This window comes from Paenibacillus sp. P4_A9 (assembly GCF_056402415.1).
In genome coordinates this window covers 76,153-93,962 of record NZ_JBFUHL010000015.1, presented here as the reverse complement: position 1 = coordinate 93,962, position 17,810 = coordinate 76,153, and the positions used below count along the sequence as shown (strand labels likewise).

The following is a 17,810-nucleotide window of genomic DNA, read 5'->3' as shown; positions in this document are numbered from 1 at the left end:
GTGTTAGTGACAACTTCGTATAATCCGTCCCCCGAACTGGTGGCGGAGGCCGCACGCTTATCAACTTTATATGGCGGCAGAATTGTGCCCCGCAAGAAGTATTCTTTGGAACTTATTAGGAAAAATTATAAGGATAGTTCCGTCCTGCTTGTGACAAGAGAAGAGATCAGGTACTATGAAGAAGACCAACCTGCAACTTTTTTCCATCCAAGCATGTCCCTCGTTCGTGTCAAACGGATGCAGCGGGGAGAGTCTGATTTACTTATTGAGGCATCAGGTGCAGTACCCGGGGACAGCATCGTGGATTGTACAGCGGGGCTCGCGTCGGATGCGATCGTCTTCTCCTATGTTGTTGGCGCTGAAGGGCGTGTTACAGCACTGGAGAGCGCAGAGATCCCAGCGCTGCTCATCCAAGAAGGCTTGGTGCAGTATGAGTCGGAAATACCGGAGCTGAATGCAGCGATGAGACGCATTGAGGTTAGGCGAACACATCACCTTCCTTATTTGCAGCAATTAGACTCGCAGAGTGTAGATGTCGTGTATTTTGACCCTATGTTTCGCAGTCCAATTGAAGAGTCGCATGCGATTTCACCTCTTCGCCATCGTGCGAACGATGAAGCCGTCAGTTTGGCTTCGATCGCAGAAGCTAGACGCGTAGCGCGTAAAAGTATTGTGCTCAAGGAAAGCAGAGACAGTACGGAGTTTGACCGGCTCGGGTTCGAGCATGTATTACGATCAACAACGAAAACAACGTATGGAGTGATTCGATTGTGTTAGCCCCATCAGCCAAGCCGAAATTACTCGTGCTACTTGGTCCCACCGCAGTTGGCAAGACGAAGTTAAGCTTAGAAATTGCGCAGCGCTTCAATTGTGAAATTATTTCTGGTGATTCGATGCAGGTATATCGTGGCATGGACATTGGAACAGCCAAAGCAAGTGAGGCGGAGCAGCAGGTCGTTCCGCATCATTTAATTGACATTCATGATCCTTCGTATTCGTTTTCTGCAGCAGAGTTTCAGGAGCGCGTAAAAGGATTAATCCATGACATCCACTCGCGTGGCAAGCTGCCTTTTATCGTAGGTGGTACAGGATTATATATCGAATCGGTTTGCTACGATTATCAATTTACTGATGTGAGCATGGATGAGGAGTTCCGGCAGGCGCAGGAAGAATTCGCGCATACACATGGGGAAGAAGCCCTGCATGCCAAGCTGCGTGAAATCGATCCTGAGAGTGCAGTCCGACTACATGCGAACGATCGTAGACGTGTGATTCGTGCACTTGAGATTTTCCATATATCTGGAGAAACGATGACCGCTCACTTGGCCTCCCAGAAAAAAGAATCTCCTTACGAACTATGTATTATTGGGCTCACGATGGATCGAGCGCTGCTCTATCAGCGAATTGAAGAACGCATCGATGCGATGATCCAGGAGGGATTGGTCGAAGAGGTACAAGCGCTTCTGGTCGCAGGAACCCCTAAGTCAGCGATTTCGATGCAAGCCCTTGGCTACAAAGAGATCGTCAGTTATTTGGAGCATGAACTCAGTTTCGAAGGCGCAGTGACCCTTCTTAAGCGGGATACACGTCGATTTGCGAAGCGTCAATTGTCTTGGTTTCGGCATATGAAGGACATTGATTGGGTTGATGTAACTGACACAGCAAATTTTTCTGCCCATTTCGAAATGATTAGTGATATACTAGCAGGAAAGTTTGTACATAAAATAGAATATAATTAACAAATATCACCAAGTAGAAAATAGCGCCGTCTGGCGAAAGTTTCATTCCATTAAGGGGGACATACTGATGAACCGAACCATTAATATTCAGGACAATTTTCTAAATCAGCTGCGTAAAGAAAGCATTCCGGTAACCGTATATTTAACTAATGGGTTTCAAATTAGAGGACTTATTCGTGCATTTGACAACTTCACCATCATCATTGACAGCGAAGGCCGTCAGCAAATGGTGTACAAGCATGCCATTTCCACCTTCACTCCTCAGCGTGCTGTCTCGTTAATGGCGGCTGCAGAAGCAACGGAATAATCTGTACATCGCTTCATTTTGCAACTTTTTAATGGACTGAAACGTCTAACCGAATAGAAACATTTGGGAGCAACCTTGTATAAAGGTTGTTCTTTTGTTGGTTTCATCTTCTATCTAGAGAGAAACGAAACGTAAGGGAGTTGGTGAATATGGATAAACCTACGAGAAATCCATCCACGCCGCAAACCAAGCCAAGAGAGTCCAAACAGAGCAATAATAAGGGCTCCAAGAAGAAAAGATTTAATGCTCGTAAGCTCATTATGGGTTCCATCATTGCTGCAATTGTCGCTGTTATCTGTGCGACGGGGATTTATATTATCGTCATTATGAGCGGTTTCAAAATCTTGGATGCCAATATTGATAAAATTATCAGTACGACAGAGTCGACCCTTATTTATGCACAAGAGGAAGGTAAAGATAAGGATGGGAAAGACAAACCTGCCACGGAGATATCGAAAATTTATCGTGGCGAAAATCGGGAGAGTGTCAATATCAAAGACGTTCCTGAGCGGTTGAAGCAAGCTTTTATCGCTACCGAGGATCGCCGTTTCAATGAGCATTCGGGTGTTGATTTGAGAGCGATCGGGCGTGCCCTTGTCACGGATGTTATCCACATGAGTGCCGTTGAAGGCGGCAGCACGATCACGCAGCAGCTAGCTAAGAACGTATTCCTAAGCTCAGAGAAGACGGCTTTCCGAAAAGGAACAGAGATGTCTATTGCGTTTGCGCTTGATGAGCGCTTTACGAAGGATGAAATTCTGGAGAAATATTTGAATCGTATTTTCTTCGGGAGTAACGCATACGGCATTAAATCTGCTGCTAAGGTTTACTTTGGTAAATCGAATTTAAATGATTTGAAGGTTTGGGAAATTGCAACCTTGGCAGCTTTGCCGAAAGCACCCTCACGTTATTCACCCTTGACTCATCCTGACTTATCTAAGGAACGTCGTGCCGTTGTCCTCCGATTGATGACTGATCAAGGTTATATTACGGAGGCCGAGCGTGCAGAGGCTGCTGCTGTTGATTATGTGCCGCCAGCTACCGCTAGCACAGGTACGAAAGAATATGCTTCTTTCGTGGATTACGTTGTGGATGAAGCGGAAGAGATGTATGGCATCGAAGAAGATGAGCTTTTGACCAAAGGTTACCGCATTTACACAACGATGAATATCAAAGCTCAGAAGACCATAGAGCAAACCTATGCCAATCCGAGTTTTTTCCAAAAAGACGCATCTGACGGTCAGAAGATTCAGAGCTCCATGGTTATTTTGGATAATAAAACCGGTGGCATTATGGGATTAATCGGCGGCCGGGATTATAAGACCAAAGGCTTTAGCCGTGTGTACTCGAAGAGACAGCCAGGTTCTTCATTTAAACCGATTGCGGTCTATGGGCCAGCGTTGGATAGTGGGAACTATACACCGTATTCGTTGTTAGATGATACGCAGACGTCTTTCGGTTCGTACACACCACAAAACTATGATCGCCAGACACATGGGCAAGTGACCATGTTCGAAGCTGTTAAGAAATCATACAATTTGGCGCCTGTTTGGTTATTAAGTAAAATGGGTGTTAAGACGGGGACCAAATTTGCTGAGAAGCTAGGTATTACCTTAAATGCACAGAAGGATCAGAATTTAGCTGTTGCGTTAGGCGGTCTAACAGATGGTGTATCGCCATTGCAAATGGCTAGAGCCTATACGGCTTTTGCCAATCAAGGGAATATGAATAAAACGCATGCGATTCTACGTATAACCGATGCGCAAGGCAAAGAAATTGCAGTATATAAGCCTGAGAAAAAGCAGGTTATTCAGCCGTCAACTGCCTATTACATGACGTTGTTGCTACAAGGTGTTGTAGAGACAGGAGGTACGGGTGTCAAAGCGAAGCTTAATCGTCCAGTTGCAGGGAAAACAGGCTCAACGGGACTTGATATTAAGGGCATTGAACAGTACGATCGTGATGTTTGGTTCGTTGGTTATACGCCTGAATGGACTGCGGCAGTGTGGGAAGGCTTCGATAAGGTCGATTCCAAGCATTATGTGACGGTTGGAAGCGGCAGTACAGCTGCTCTTTTCAAGGAAATCATGACGAAGTCCTTGGAAGGTAAACCAGTTACAAACTTCGTGAAGCCTGCGAATGTAGAAGATTTGAAAGAACCACCTACTGGGATTGCGGATGTGACGGCGACTTACGTGCCTGAAATCAAGCAAGTGAAGCTAGCATGGACCTCCTTAGGTGAGAAAGTTAGCTATCAAGTGTATCGTAAAGCCGCTGCAGAGGCTGAAGCGAAGATGATTGTTTTAACAGCGAAAGCACAAATCGAGGACACGACTATTGATAACGGTGTAACGTATCAATATTACGTAGTTCCTGTTGAAACGGATACGAATAACCCTGGGGCGAAGTCCAACGTCGTTTCAATCGAAATTCCGAAGGATGATTCGCTGCCTAATGGCGGCATTCCATCACCTTCTCCATCGGGATCGCCACTACCATCACCTGGTAATGGGCAGAATCCATCCCCAACGCCTAGTGGGAAGCCTGTTCCATCGCCATCACCTGGGGCAACTGTTAAACCAGGCACCGGGACGGAAACAGGGCCTAGCCCAACTCCGAGCCCATCGACGAGTCCAAAGCCTAGTCCAACGCCGTCGCCGGCAAGTAAGCCGATTGACGACAAGCCAAAGAATGGTGCGTAAGCAGATGGCTGGTGAACTGTAAGGCCCTGAAAGGGCCTTATCGTTCCCACAGGGCTGCCGAGGACAAGCTTTTAAGGTCCCAACAGGTCGTTAAGGTAGCATTTTTCACCACCGAAGGCTTAATCTGAGTCACATTTTTGCCTTAGATACACGAATTTCAATCAAATTTTAATCTGGAGGCCCTACCGATGAACCTATTCAACAAAACCTTGAAACCCAAAATGCTGATCACCGCTTCATTACTTACTTTAACCCTAATCGCTTCCGCGTGCGGTAATAAACCAACGGAAACGACTGGCGGCACAGCAACGCCTGCTTCTAGCACCAAAGCACCTGCAGCGGCTGCAAATGCATCACCTGCTGCTTCACCAGCGGCAGCCAAGCAGTGGAGTAAAGCGCCGGATATGATCATTGATACGAACAAAAAATATCAAGCTGAAGTTACTACATCCAAAGGATCATTCACCATTGATTTGTACGCGAAGGAAGCACCGAAAACGGTAAACAACTTCGTCTTCTTATCCAAAGAGGGCTTTTATAACAACCTGACGTTTCACCGTATTATTAAAACATTCATGATCCAAACGGGTGATCCACAAGGCACAGGCAGAGGTGGTCCAGGATATCAATTTGCAGATGAGCTGAAAAACGGTCATACCTACGAACCAGGTACGGTGGCAATGGCGAATTCAGGTAAGAATACAAATGGCAGCCAATTTTTCATATGTTCGGGTGCGGATTGCGCTAATTTGAATAGTCAGCCGAATTATTCGATTTTCGGTAAAGTTACAGCAGATAGTATGGCTACAATTTTGAAAATCGCAGAGACACCCGTGGAAATGGGTGGAGAGGCTTCCCCAAGTAAGCCAAAAGAAAAGGTAACGATTAACACCATTTTGATCAAAGAAAAATAAACTAACATAAAGAACGCTTTCATACTGGATAGGAGTGGATCGCATGAAACAACCGTGCCTATTGTTCCATGGATTTACAGGTGGACCTTATGAGGTTGAGCCGTTAGCTCGGCATTTACGAGAGCGTGGTCAGCTGTGTGAGGTGCCCATCCTACCTTGGAATGGAGAAAACCGGCATCAGCTGCATGCTTCGCGTTGGGAAGATTGGGTGCAGGCAGCCGAATGGCATGCGGCGAAAATGACAGAAACCCACGGTTCATTTGATATGGTTGGATTCTCAATGGGGGGTCTTCTGGCCGCCTATCTATCTGTTCGCTACCCTGTTCGGAGGCTGATCCTGCTAAACACAGCTGTCATTTACGTCAGTCCAGGCAGGCTGCTGAACGTCCTTCGTGATGAATGGAAGTATCAACGTAAAATCAGTTTAATCAAAGGGAAATCAACCCCACTCGTTGCGACCTGGCAATTTACGAGACTTGTCCGACATTTGAAGCCGGAGTTGAGTCAGGTGAATAAGCCTACACTAATCGCGCAGTCGGAGAGAGATCAAGTCATTCATCCCCAAAGTGCGCGATATATTTATAGCAAGCTTAGAGGGCAACGTGAGCTTCATTGGCACGCAAGATCGGATCATTTAATCTGTTTGAGCGAGGACGCGCCAGCATTATTCCGGCAAGTTAGCGCATTTCTGGATAAGGAGTAGGAAGGATGACGGCAAAGCCCAGTATGAACAAAAAACAACGTGCCCACTCACCCTCGCCACCGAAGAGGAAAGCCAACTCATCTAAAGGCAAAACGCCATCCAAGCTCTATCGTATATTTGTGAGGACGTTTCAATTCATTTTGATCGCCTTTACGCTGCTTGTTGGTTGGATTGCTTTTATCCAGTGGAAGGTTCAGGTGGGACCGCATCAGGCCTTGCCGAAGCAAGTAGATGTAGGTATTGTATTAGGCGCTTCTTTGCGCAATGACATCCCAAGTCCAGGTTTGCAAGAACGGCTTGACTTAGCCGTGGATTTGTACAAGCAGGGGCGATTTAAGAATCTTATAGTAACAGGCGGTTTGGATCACAATGGCTCCACTTTGACAGAAGCAGAGGGTATGAGGGACTATTTGGTGAAAAATGGGGTGCCAAAGGCTGGCATTTTCATCGAGCCGAAGGCGACGAGTACGTATGAGAATCTACTGTTCAGTAAGCAAATTATGGATGAAAAGGGGCTTGTGAGCTCGATCATTATCACCCATAAGTTTCATGGCTCTCGTTCACAAGATATTGCAGAAACGATTGGCTTCATAGATCCGCTTGTTTCCTCTACGAAGTCAGAGGTGCTCTTCATGCCGTATCATGATACGAGGGAAACGCTGGCGTACACGAATTGGTACTTAACCAAACTGCAATTGAAGCTCGGGCTGAAATAAAAAGAAAGCATGACAGGGAAGCGGGGAAATCCGCTGCTTGTCATGCTTTTTCTCATTTAGCCATTTACGATGGCTCCGCCATTGATATGTAGAATTTGCCCCGCCATATAGGAAGAGTCCTCACTGGCCAAAAATACATAGCTCGGAGCCAATTCGCTAGGCTGTCCTGCTCTTTTCATCGGCGTTGTTGAGCCGAATACCTCAACTTCCTGAGCCGTAAACGTGGACGGAATCAGCGGAGTCCAGATCGGGCCGGGAGCGACTCCGTTCACGCGAATTCCTTTGGCGTTCAATTGGAGTGAGAGCGAGCGTGTAAAGGTGACGATAGCACCTTTCGTTGATGAATAATCAATTAATTGCTCATGCCCGTGATAGGCGGTGATCGATGCGGTGTTTATAATCGCACTTCCAGATTTCAAATGAGGAAGTGCGGCTTGCGTCATATAGAAGTAAGAGAAAATGTTTGTTCGAAATGTACGTTCAAGCTGAGCTGACGTAATGTCCGTGATGCTTTTCTGGGGATGCTGTTCAGCAGCATTGTTAACAAGAATGTCGAGTTTTCCAAACTCTTTAATGACTTGCGCAACAATCTGCTTACAGAAGCTCTCATCCCCAATGTCGCCTGCGACATGTAGACATTTGCGGCCCGCTTGCTCCACATGCCGATGTGTTTCTTCAGCGTCCTTATGTTCATTCAGGTAGACGATGATAACATCGGCGCCTTCCTTGGCATATGCGACAGCGATGGCGCGACCAATGCCGCTATCACCTCCAGTGATGATGGCGACTTTATCCTTTAGCTTACCAGCAGGTTTATAGCTGGCTTTATCAAATTCGGGTAGTGGCTTCATTTCGGACTCGATGCCTGGTTGGTGGTTCTGGTGCTGAGGCGGGAATACAGGTTTTTCCTTCGTGGCAGTCATGTATTGGCTCCTTTCATCCTAGAAATTCTTTGTTAGGATGATACAAGAGAACCTAAATCATACTTCACACGGTAATGATAGGCATATTTCGTTTGATAGCTAAGCTTCTCATACAAGGAGACCGCGGGTACGTTGCTGGCGATAACTTGCAAATATTGCTGGGCTGCGCCTTGGGAAATGCTCCATTCAGTCAATGCGTGAAGTATAGCGTATCCATAGCCTTTACCGCGGTGCTCTTCGTGAACAATGACATTGACGAAGCCAGCCCATTCGCCCTCTACAATGGCTGTGCCAAGTGCGACTATTTGCCCTTGATCCTTTAATGTGATGAAAGCTTTTGGTGATGGCATCCTTTCACATAAGCCTTGATAAAAGCTCCGACGTTCTTCGGGGTACTTTTCAAGAAAGAGGAACCCGTCCAGCCATTCCTTCGTTACGGTTTGTGAAATCACTACATCTAGAGATGATGAGGAAGGGTATTGCTTCTGTATTCGCTCTAGCGCGTATGCAGCTACCTGACTAGATTCAGCCGTCATCATATAACAAGGAGTATCCAGTTCGTACCCTTGCGCTTGTAGTAAGCTATCCAACTGTTCGGGAGAGGCGTTACTAATATGAAAAATAGCAGGTAATCCGTGACTATGGTAAAATTGTTCAACACGCGATAGCCAATTCTCATCTTTGGGGTAAGATCCTATAGCAAACACGCTGTTTGCTCGTTTGGTAATGCCCTGTGAAGCTCTGAGTAGCCAATGATCAACCATTGTGCTTGCTTCTGCTGGCCACGTATTTGCTGCAATACGATCAAGTATTTCGAAAAAATCACGTTCTGTTTGCATGAAAAGGTGCCTCCATTCCATAAAGTATTACATAAATATACATTTTTATGTATAAAAATTCAATAAATTATTTTGGAAATGTGCTTATCAATTTTACCGTATTTGATTTGTAGGAGGTAATCTACGATGGAATTACGATTGCGATCAGCCACGTTGGAAGACTACGAAGCTGCGAATGCCATCATTCGCGAAGGTCAAGAAGAGCATGCGGAGGCATTGCCAGATCGATTTGCTCGATTAGATCATGTTGTGGCGATGGGGTGGTATCGAAGCTTCTCTGCTAAGACAGACAAAGAGATTATTGTGGCGGAGCTTGGGTCTGAAGTCGTCGGATTGGCTATGTTAGAAATGAAGAAAAGTCCAAGCTACGAAGCGCTTGTGCCTCGCAGGTATGCCTATTTGAATGAGCTTGCGGTTGCGTCCGCGCACCAGCGGCAAGGAATTGGCAAGGAGCTATATCATGCTTCTGCCCAGTGGGCGCGAGAACGCGATGCCGCATCACTTGAGCTGAATGTGTGGGAATTTAATGATCGGGCGCTGCACTTTTATGCATCCCTTGGCATGCTGACCTTAAATCGAACACTGACGACAAATATCACGAAATTAGAACGAACAGCAGATACTATCGTATAACTCCGACGGCTGCGGTCTAAAATGGCGTGCACAAGCGTAGGATGGTGGATACGAACTAATAATCCATCATGTAAACGAGGTGATCCTCATGAGTGGTAGAAGCTTGCCATCCAGACAAATCAACATCGTTTTACGGCAGCCGGAACCTGGCAGTCAGCGGCGTACTGTTGAGGGATCAGGTGGGCAGTCAGGCGCTTCACCCCTTGCCGACGCCGAGCCTATGATCTCTGGCAAAAGGACGCCAATGGAGGGTCCGCTATCGGATATTTTCAAAGAGCTGAATCAACTGATTGGCTTAGAAAATGTCAAAGAGCTGGTGCATGAAATTTACGCGCTCCTCCAGATTTCCCAATTTCGTGTTGAAGCCGGACTTATGAGCAATGCTCATGTGTACCATATGATTTTCAAGGGCAGTCCTGGAACAGGGAAAACGACGGTAGCACGGCTGCTAGGTCGTATGTTTCACGCCATGGGTGTGCTAAGTAAGGGGCATTTCATTGAAGTGGAGCGTGCAGACCTCGTTGGTGAATACATCGGGCATACCGCACTGAAAACGCGTGATTTAATGAAAAAAGCGATGGGCGGCGTCCTGTTTATTGATGAAGCGTATAGCTTGGCAAGAGGCGGCGAAAAGGATTTTGGAAAGGAATCAATTGATGCATTAGTGAAGGGGATGGAAGATAAGAAAAATGAGTTTATTCTCATTCTGGCTGGTTATAGCGAAGAAATGGAACAGTTCCTAGCGACAAACCCTGGACTTCCTTCTCGGTTTCCAATTCAAATTGAATTCGAGGATTATCCCATCGATCAATTGATCCAAATTACAGAGCTGATGGCGAAGGATCGGGAGTATGTCCTGCTGCCACAAACCCTTGCGAAGCTGAAGCAGCACCTCAGCGATGAAAAAGCGATGACCTGGCGTGCATTTAGTAACGCTAGATACGTTAGGAACATTTTGGAGAAAGCGATGCGGCATCAAGCCGTACGATTGTTAAGTCAATATGTGAATACGCCTTCCAAAATTGAACTGATGTCGATACGTCCGGAAGATATAAAATTCAAATGATCGTTCTTCGAACCATTTAACTGATTGAAGTTAGATGGTTTTTTCTTGCGTTTATTTCCTAATTTTTACTATATGTATAGGGTGATTCTGAGTAAGTCCGTTATAATCGAATTTTCCTGTTCGTCAAATTGACTTTCCTAATCATTTCCTCCACAATGATGAAGGAATAGGCCTTTTTGGCCTAATTTCATTCATTTTAAGCATGATGCGGGAAGTAAAGGAGACGACTATGAAAACAACTTCACATATGGTTGAAAAAGAAATCGATGACAGAGCCGTGCTCGTCAGTTTGATTACACAGAAGCAGAAGAAAAATGAGCTTCTGGCCGAGTATTCGTTGCAAGAGCTTGTGAAGCTGGCAGAAACGGCTGGCGTCCAGGTGCTGGAGACGATGACACAGAACAAAGAAGCTAAAGATACCAAGTGGTTTATTGGGAAAGGGAAAGTCGAAGAATTGAAGCTGTTATTGGAAGAACATGGCGGGAATACAGCCATCTTCGATCAGGAGCTCTCAGGTGCACAGGTTCGTAATTTGGAAGCGGCGCTTGATGTGAAAATTATTGATCGTACGCAACTCATTTTGGATATCTTTGCACAGCGTGCCAAAACACGAGAAGGGATTATCCAGGTTGAATTAGCACAGCTGAGCTATCTCTTGCCAAGACTATCAGGTCAAGGCAAGAACTTGTCACGTCTGGGTGGTGGCATCGGGACGAGAGGACCAGGGGAATCCAAGCTGGAAACGGATCGCCGGCATATCCGCGGGCGAATTGATGAACTGAAAGCGCAGCTGGAGGAAGTTGTTCGTCACCGTACCTTGCATCGGGAACGCCGTAAGAAAAGCGGTGTATTCCAAGTTGCCCTCGTTGGGTATACCAATGCAGGGAAGTCGACACTATTGAAGCAATTGACGCAAGCAGATGTGTATATTGAAGATCAGCTGTTTGCAACCTTAGACCCGACTTCACGGACGATGGTATTGCCAAGTGGGAAGGAGATCGTTCTCACGGATACGGTAGGCTTTATTCAGAATCTTCCCCATGATCTTGTCGCTTCGTTCCGCGCGACGTTGGAAGAAGCGAATGAGGCTGATTTAATTCTGCATGTCGTGGATAGCTCGACAGAGATGCGTAACGAGCAAATGCGTGTTGTTGGAGAGGTATTAGAGCAGCTAGGTGCCCATCAGAAGGAACAAATAACGGTCTTTAATAAAATTGATCTTATCCCGCAAGAGGAATGCGATTTGCTCTCTGCCGAAGGCGAGTTCATGAGAGTGAGTGCTTACACCCCTGAGGATCTAGAACGGCTTCGTATCACCATTGAAGATAAGTTGATGGGCGATAGTAAGGAGTTCCGTATTCCAGCCGATAAAGGGGATATCATTGCCCTAATGTATCGTATCGGTGAAGTGCTTGAGACGGATGTGGATGGGGAAGATATGGTGTTCAAGGTTCGTGTGAACAAAGACGACTATGTAAAATTGGCTTATCAACTCGTTAATTATGATCAGTCAGTAGCGAAGTCAGAGCAGGATGAGAACGAGGGAGAGAACTACTAAGATGCATTTCGGGGAAAAGGTAATGGCGAGAATGGAAAGCGCGGAGCAACGTGTCGAGAGCGCTTTTCGACAAATTGAGAAAACCATTGATCTCAATCAATGGAAGGTCATTCGTGCCTTCCAAGAACATAAGGTAAGTGATTATCATTTTGCTTCCTCAACGGGTTATGGCTACAATGATCGAGGGAGAGAAGTACTTGACCTTGTGTATGCGGATGCGATGGGAGCAGAAGCAGCACTAGTTCGCCCTCACTTTGTTTCGGGGACACATACCATCGGAACTGCTTTGTTTGGTGTACTCCGCCCTAGCGAACATCTACTTTACATCACGGGTAAGCCCTATGATACGTTACATAAAGTCATTGGTAAGCCTGGCGACGGAACAGGCTCCTTGCAGGACTTTGGCATCGGCTACAGCGAGGTCGAGCTCTTGGAGGATGGATCACCGGATTGGCCTGCGATCTCGGCGGCCATTCAGCCGAACACGAAGGTGATCGGCATTCAACGTTCACGCGGCTACTCGTGGCGGCCTTCGTTCACAGTAGACCAAATCGGCGAAATGGTCCGATTTGTGAAAGAGATTAACCCCGAGCTGATTGTCTTTGTAGACAATTGCTATGGTGAATTTACCGAGCTGCAGGAGCCGACGCAGGTTGGCGTCGATCTGATGGCCGGTTCGCTAATCAAGAACCCCGGCGGCGGCATCGCCCCTTCGGGCGGCTATATCGCCGGGCGACGCGACCTCGTGGAGCTCGCCGCGTACAGACTGACCGCCCCCGGTATTGGGGGCGAGGTCGGGGCCATGCTCGGCGCGACGCGAGCGATGTTTCAAGGGCTATTTCTTGCCCCGCACTTGGTGGGGCAAGCCGTCAAGGGCTCGGTCTTCGCAGCTGCGATGTTCGAAGACCTCGGCTTCGTGAGCCATCCGCGCTGGGACGCGCAGCGGACGGACTTAATTCAAGCGATCCGCTTCACCTCGGCGGAGCATTTGATTACGTTCGTGCAAGGCATCCAGAAGGCGTCTGCCGTGGATTCGCATGTCGTGCCCGAACCTTGGGACATGCCTGGCTACGAGCATCCGGTCATTATGGCAGCAGGTACGTTCATTCAAGGAGGCAGCTTGGAGCTGTCAGCCGATGCCCCGATTCGTGAACCGTATATCGTGTACATGCAGGGCGGCTTGACCTACTCACATTGTAAGTTAGGTGTATTAACGGCAATCCAACATATGGAAGACAAGGGATTACTGTGAAAATTTAAACTGTGAACAAACCTGACACTCCTTGACACGTTTTTGTTAGAAAGGTACAATAAGAGTAAGGTACTTACTGACCAGGAGTGATTAGCATGAGTGATGAGATACGTAGAAATATGGCGTTATTCCCCATTGGAATCGTCATGAAGCTGACTGATTTAACCGCTAGACAAATTCGATATTATGAGCAACATGAACTGATTATCCCGGCTAGAACAGCTGGTAATCAACGGCTCTATTCGTTTAATGACGTAGAACGTCTTCTTGAGATTAAAGATCTGATTGAAAAAGGTGTGAACATCGCGGGGATCAAGCAGGTTCTTATCCCAGTGGATAAGGATTCTGAGGATGCAACGATCCTAAACGAGCATACCGAAGTGAAACGGAAAGAATTAACCGACTCTCAATTGCACAAAATGCTTAAGCAGCAATTGATTGGCGGGGGGAAACGCCCAGATCAGGTTTCATTGATTCAAGGACAGTTATCCAGATTTTACAAATAAGATCGTTAGCGAATGGCGCTTAACAATTGAGAGGAGAATGCACACGTGAGCTATCACATTAACTATTCCAAAGAAGATATTCTTCGCATCGCCAAAGCAGAAAACGTTCGTTTCATCCGTTTGCAATTCACAGACTTAATGGGAAGTATTAAGAACGTAGAAATCCCGTATAGCCAGCTTGAAAAAGCCCTTGATAATAAAATGATGTTCGATGGATCTTCCATCGAAGGTTATGTGCGCATTGAAGAATCGGATATGTATTTGTATCCGGATTTAGATACATGGGTTATTTTCCCATGGGTAACTGAAAGCAAAGTCGCTCGTTTGATCTGCGACATTTATATGCCGGATGGCACTCCGTTCCCTGGGGATCCGCGCGCGATTTTGAAAAACGCGTTGAAGCAAGCGGAAGAAATGGGCTATTCAGCCATGAATGTTGGACCAGAACCGGAATTCTTCCTATTCAAAACGGATGAAAAAGGTAATCCAACAACCGAATTGAATGACCAAGGTGGTTACTTCGATTTGGCACCGATGGATCTTGGTGAAAACTGCCGTCGTGATATCGTGTTAACACTGGAAGAAATGGGCTTTGAAATTGAAGCATCTCACCATGAAGTAGCACCAGGACAGCACGAAATTGACTTTAAATACGCAGATGCGATTAAAGCGGCTGACCAAATTCAAACTTTCAAGCTTGTTGTTAAAACCGTAGCTAGACAGCATGGTTTGCATGCAACATTTATGCCGAAGCCTTTGTTCGGAATGAATGGTTCAGGTATGCATTGTCACCAATCCTTGTTCAAAGGTGAGACGAATGCGTTCTATGAAGAGAGCGACAAATTAGGTTTGAGCACAGTGGCAAGACAATATATGGCGGGCGTACTTCGTCATGCGCGTTCTTTCGCAGCGATTACAAACCCAACAGTAAACTCTTACAAACGTCTAGTTCCAGGTTATGAAGCACCTTGCTATGTAGCTTGGTCAGCGAGTAACCGAAGCCCAATGATTCGGATTCCAGCTTCCCGTGGCCTAAGCACACGTGTTGAAGTTCGTAATCCAGATCCAGCGGCAAATCCTTACCTAGCACTGGCTGTTATGCTTGCTGCTGGTTTGGATGGCATTAAGAACAAAATGCAGCTTCCTCCGCCAACAGATCGTAACATCTATGTAATGACGGAAGAAGAGCGTGAGAGCGAAGGGATCCCTAGCTTGCCGCTCAACTTGAAACAAGCGTTGGATGAGTTGCTTCGTGATGATGTCATTTGCGATACGCTTGGCGAACATGCATTAGCTCATTTCTATGAATTGAAAGAAATTGAGTGGGACATGTACCGCACACAAGTTCACCAATGGGAAAGAGATCAATATCTGTCCCTGTACTAGGTTTTAAAGAAGACAACTAGATATTTAAAGCCCGTCAGTCTCGCATATGTGAGTTGATGGGCTTTTTAACGCGAAGGAGATTAATTGAACTGTGGACAATTTTGATCATAATTTAGAAAAGTATGCAGAGCTAGTGATTCGAGTCGGGGTCAACTTGAATAAAGGCCAAGACCTGTTGGTGGAAGCGCCTATTGAAACACTGGAGTTAACTAGGCTTATCGTGCAAAAAGCCTATGAAGCTGGCGCAAATTATGTGCATGTGCATTGGCAGGATGATGTCGTTACGCGTAGTAAGTTTGATTATGCGCAAGTTGACTCAATGGACTACTACCCTGAGTGGTATTCGACGATGCTGGAACGGTTTGTTGAGAACGGTGGAGCTTTGTTGAACATTAAGGTGCCGAATCCGAATCTATACGATGGTATTGACGCTAGTCTGATTTCTAGAGCGTCCAAAGCAGCGTCAACTGCAAGAGCCAAGTATCAGCACTATGTGCGAACTGGTGAGTTTAGCTGGTGTCTAATTAAAGCGCCTACAGAAGCTTGGGCTTCTATTGTGTATGCGGATCTGCCAGAAGAGCAGCGTATACCTGCGATGTGGGATGCGATCTTCAAAATTAACCGTGTTTATGAAGCTGATCCTGTGGCCGCTTGGCAGTCACATTTGGATACGCTGAAAGCCACACATAGCTTATTGAATGAAAGAAGCTACAAAGCTCTGCGCTATCGAGCTACGGGTACGGATTTGCGTGTTGAACTGCCAGAAGGACATATTTGGCTTGGCGGGGATAATGAGAATGCACGAGGCATTCGGTATGTAGCTAATATGCCGACGGAAGAAGTGTTCACCATTCCGAAACGAACGGGTGTTCGCGGTACGGTTGCTAGTACAATGCCTTTGAATATTAATGGGGCGTTAGTGGATCGGTTTTCATTCACGTTCGAAGAAGGAAAGGTTGTGGACTTCCAGGCTGAGGTTGGGCATGACCATTTGGCCAGGTTATTGGATATGGATGAAGGGGCGCGCTATTTGGGTGAGCTAGCGCTTGTGCCGTTTGATTCTCCAATTTCTAATTTAAATCGTATTTTCTATAATACGGGGATTGATGAGAATGCTTCCTGCCACTTGGCATTAGGTAGTTGTTATCCGATCAATTTGCAGGACGGTACAACACTATCCAGAGAGGAATTGAAGGCTCGCGGAGGGAACAGCTCCTTAATACACGTAGATTTCATGATAGGATCAGCGGAGCTAGAGATCGATGGAGAACTACCGGATGGGACGATTGAACCGATCTTCCGTGCGGGGAACTGGGTATTGTCATTTTAAAAGAAAAAGCAAAGCTCTCAAGTGAGTTATCACTTTGAGAGCCTTGCTTTTTTTTGATTATCCGTGTTCTTACATATCCCGGAACAAGCCGATAACGCGACCGAGAATGGTCACATTTTTCAATAGTATTGGTTGTAATGCGGAGTTCTCCGGTTGAAGGCGAATATGATCCTTCTCCTTGTAGAAGCGCTTAACCGTAGCTTCATCATCTTCGGTCATCGCGACAACGATATCGCCGTTGTTCGCCGTTTGTTGCTGCTTAACAATGACGTAGTCGCCATTATGAATACCAGCTTCAATCATACTGTCACCCATAATGCTAAGCATGAACACGTTGTTGTCACCTACCATGCTTGAAGGAAGCGGGAAGTAATCTTCGATATTCTCAGTGGCAGTAATAGGAACACCAGCCGTTACTTTACCAATAAGGGGAACACGAGCGACGGAGACTGCGAATTGGGATTCGGCACCATCCAGCCCTAGGATTTCGATTGCACGCGGTTTGGTAGGATCTCGACGAATCATGCCTTTTTTCTCAAGACGCTCTAAATGCCCATGTACGGTAGAACTAGAAGCTAGTCCAACAGCTTCGCCGATTTCTCTAACGGATGGCGGGTAGCCCTTATCTTTCACTTCGTTCTTAATGAATTCCATGATTGCTTGTTGACGCTGCGAAATTTTACTCATAAGATATCACTCCAATACTGGGAATCATTACCCAAAGTATAACATAGAACCCGAGTTCGTACAAACATAAGTTCGAACAAAATGGTTGACTCAAACATGTGTTCGTGTTATTCTGATATCAGAACAAATGTTTGGGGGATGATTTTATGTATATGGCTTATTCACAATCGAACGCAACAACAACACTTCGAGGTACTGCTCATGCATCCAAAGGGATGACGGTTAAACGGGGTTATTCGAAACTACTACTTCGTTTCTTGCTGATAGCAGTAATTCTTGGAACTGTGTTTTCGTTTGGTGCGATCGTACAAGCCTATGCAGGCGATGAGTCCGTTACTGTGCCTACGCCAATCACTTCCGTTCAATCATCGGTGAAAGTTACCCAGCATGAAAAGGTTGTCATCCAAAGCGGGGATACGCTATGGGAAATCGCAGAAGCTCACAAAAATAAGAGTGAGAACACACGTTCTTACGTTGAAAAAATGAAAGCATTAAATCATTTAGCGAGCAGTTCTTTACAAGAGGGGCAAGTTCTCTTACTTCCTTAAT

General features: G+C 46.2%; 18 protein-coding genes. 15 read left to right on the top strand and 3 right to left on the bottom strand.

What is annotated here, in order from left to right:
* The 7 genes from AC1DVJ_RS13305 to AC1DVJ_RS13275 all read left to right on the top strand — a co-directional run bounded on the left by AC1DVJ_RS13305 (position 1) and on the right by AC1DVJ_RS13275 (position 7,081).
* Positions 1–777 carry a class I SAM-dependent methyltransferase gene (locus AC1DVJ_RS13305; protein ID WP_477591396.1) on the top strand — a complete coding sequence of 259 codons (777 nt, stop codon included), beginning with the start codon at positions 1–3 and terminating at the stop codon, positions 775–777.
* Entirely contained in the window at positions 771–1,739 is a 969-nt protein-coding gene (gene miaA, locus AC1DVJ_RS13300; RefSeq protein ID WP_477591394.1) for a tRNA (adenosine(37)-N6)-dimethylallyltransferase MiaA, read from the top strand. The genes AC1DVJ_RS13305 and miaA overlap by 7 nt, the downstream gene beginning before the upstream one ends.
* Before the next feature lie 67 nt (positions 1,740–1,806).
* Positions 1,807–2,046: an RNA chaperone Hfq gene (gene hfq / locus AC1DVJ_RS13295; RefSeq protein ID WP_477591392.1), complete on the top strand. Its 240-nt coding sequence runs from the start codon at positions 1,807–1,809 to the stop codon at positions 2,044–2,046.
* 149 nt (positions 2,047–2,195) lie between these two features.
* The gene (locus tag AC1DVJ_RS13290) at positions 2,196–4,748 is read left to right on the top strand and encodes a transglycosylase domain-containing protein (protein ID WP_477591391.1); all 2,553 of its coding nucleotides are present in this window, start codon (positions 2,196–2,198) and stop codon (positions 4,746–4,748) included.
* 188 nt (positions 4,749–4,936) lie between these two features.
* Positions 4,937–5,662, top strand: coding sequence for a peptidylprolyl isomerase (locus AC1DVJ_RS13285; RefSeq protein WP_477591390.1), 726 nt, complete (start codon positions 4,937–4,939; stop codon positions 5,660–5,662).
* A gap of 43 nt (positions 5,663–5,705) precedes the next feature.
* Positions 5,706–6,365, top strand: a complete 660-nt coding sequence (locus AC1DVJ_RS13280) for an alpha/beta hydrolase (protein ID WP_477591389.1) — start codon at positions 5,706–5,708, stop codon at positions 6,363–6,365.
* Positions 6,366–6,370: 5 nt separating this feature from the next.
* Positions 6,371–7,081, top strand: a complete 711-nt coding sequence (locus AC1DVJ_RS13275; RefSeq protein WP_477591388.1) for a YdcF family protein — start codon at positions 6,371–6,373, stop codon at positions 7,079–7,081.
* Positions 7,082–7,137: 56 nt separating this feature from the next.
* Here AC1DVJ_RS13275 and AC1DVJ_RS13270 read toward each other — a convergent pair whose 3' ends face one another.
* Together AC1DVJ_RS13270 and AC1DVJ_RS13265 are read right to left on the bottom strand one after the other, a co-directional pair.
* Positions 7,138–8,004 (bottom strand): SDR family oxidoreductase, encoded by an 867-nt coding sequence (locus AC1DVJ_RS13270; protein WP_477591386.1) that lies wholly within the window; start codon positions 8,002–8,004, stop codon positions 7,138–7,140.
* Between the two features lie 32 nt (positions 8,005–8,036).
* On the bottom strand, positions 8,037–8,843 hold the full coding sequence (locus AC1DVJ_RS13265; RefSeq protein ID WP_477591384.1) for a GNAT family N-acetyltransferase: 807 nt from the start codon (positions 8,841–8,843) through the stop codon (positions 8,037–8,039).
* Positions 8,844–8,969: 126 nt separating this feature from the next.
* On the opposite strand from AC1DVJ_RS13265, the gene AC1DVJ_RS13260 reads away from it, so the two are divergent.
* The 7 genes from AC1DVJ_RS13260 to AC1DVJ_RS13230 all read left to right on the top strand — a co-directional run bounded on the left by AC1DVJ_RS13260 (position 8,970) and on the right by AC1DVJ_RS13230 (position 16,574).
* Positions 8,970–9,476 (top strand): N-acetyltransferase family protein, encoded by a 507-nt coding sequence (locus AC1DVJ_RS13260; protein ID WP_477591382.1) that lies wholly within the window; start codon positions 8,970–8,972, stop codon positions 9,474–9,476.
* A gap of 88 nt (positions 9,477–9,564) precedes the next feature.
* Entirely contained in the window at positions 9,565–10,542 is a 978-nt protein-coding gene (locus AC1DVJ_RS13255) for an AAA family ATPase (protein WP_477591381.1), read from the top strand.
* A gap of 229 nt (positions 10,543–10,771) precedes the next feature.
* The gene (gene hflX, locus AC1DVJ_RS13250; protein WP_477591379.1) at positions 10,772–12,100 is read left to right on the top strand and encodes a GTPase HflX; all 1,329 of its coding nucleotides are present in this window, start codon (positions 10,772–10,774) and stop codon (positions 12,098–12,100) included.
* Positions 12,101–12,131: 31 nt separating this feature from the next.
* Positions 12,132–13,352, top strand: coding sequence for a methionine gamma-lyase family protein (locus AC1DVJ_RS13245; protein ID WP_477591418.1), 1,221 nt, complete (start codon positions 12,132–12,134; stop codon positions 13,350–13,352).
* 95 nt (positions 13,353–13,447) lie between these two features.
* Positions 13,448–13,858: a MerR family transcriptional regulator gene (locus AC1DVJ_RS13240; RefSeq protein WP_047676992.1), complete on the top strand. Its 411-nt coding sequence runs from the start codon at positions 13,448–13,450 to the stop codon at positions 13,856–13,858.
* 57 nt (positions 13,859–13,915) lie between these two features.
* Positions 13,916–15,244 carry a type I glutamate--ammonia ligase gene (gene glnA, locus AC1DVJ_RS13235; protein WP_477591417.1) on the top strand — a complete coding sequence of 443 codons (1,329 nt, stop codon included), beginning with the start codon at positions 13,916–13,918 and terminating at the stop codon, positions 15,242–15,244.
* A 91-nt stretch (positions 15,245–15,335) separates the two neighbouring features.
* The gene (locus AC1DVJ_RS13230) at positions 15,336–16,574 is read left to right on the top strand and encodes an aminopeptidase (protein ID WP_477591378.1); all 1,239 of its coding nucleotides are present in this window, start codon (positions 15,336–15,338) and stop codon (positions 16,572–16,574) included.
* A 69-nt stretch (positions 16,575–16,643) separates the two neighbouring features.
* Here AC1DVJ_RS13230 and lexA read toward each other — a convergent pair whose 3' ends face one another.
* Positions 16,644–17,261, bottom strand: coding sequence for a transcriptional repressor LexA (gene lexA, locus AC1DVJ_RS13225; protein ID WP_477591376.1), 618 nt, complete (start codon positions 17,259–17,261; stop codon positions 16,644–16,646).
* A 146-nt stretch (positions 17,262–17,407) separates the two neighbouring features.
* Between lexA and AC1DVJ_RS13220 the strand changes: the two genes are divergently transcribed.
* Complete coding sequence (locus AC1DVJ_RS13220; RefSeq protein ID WP_477591375.1) at positions 17,408–17,809, top strand: LysM peptidoglycan-binding domain-containing protein; 402 nt, start codon at positions 17,408–17,410, stop codon at positions 17,807–17,809.
* Position 17,810: the final 1 nt, after the last annotated feature.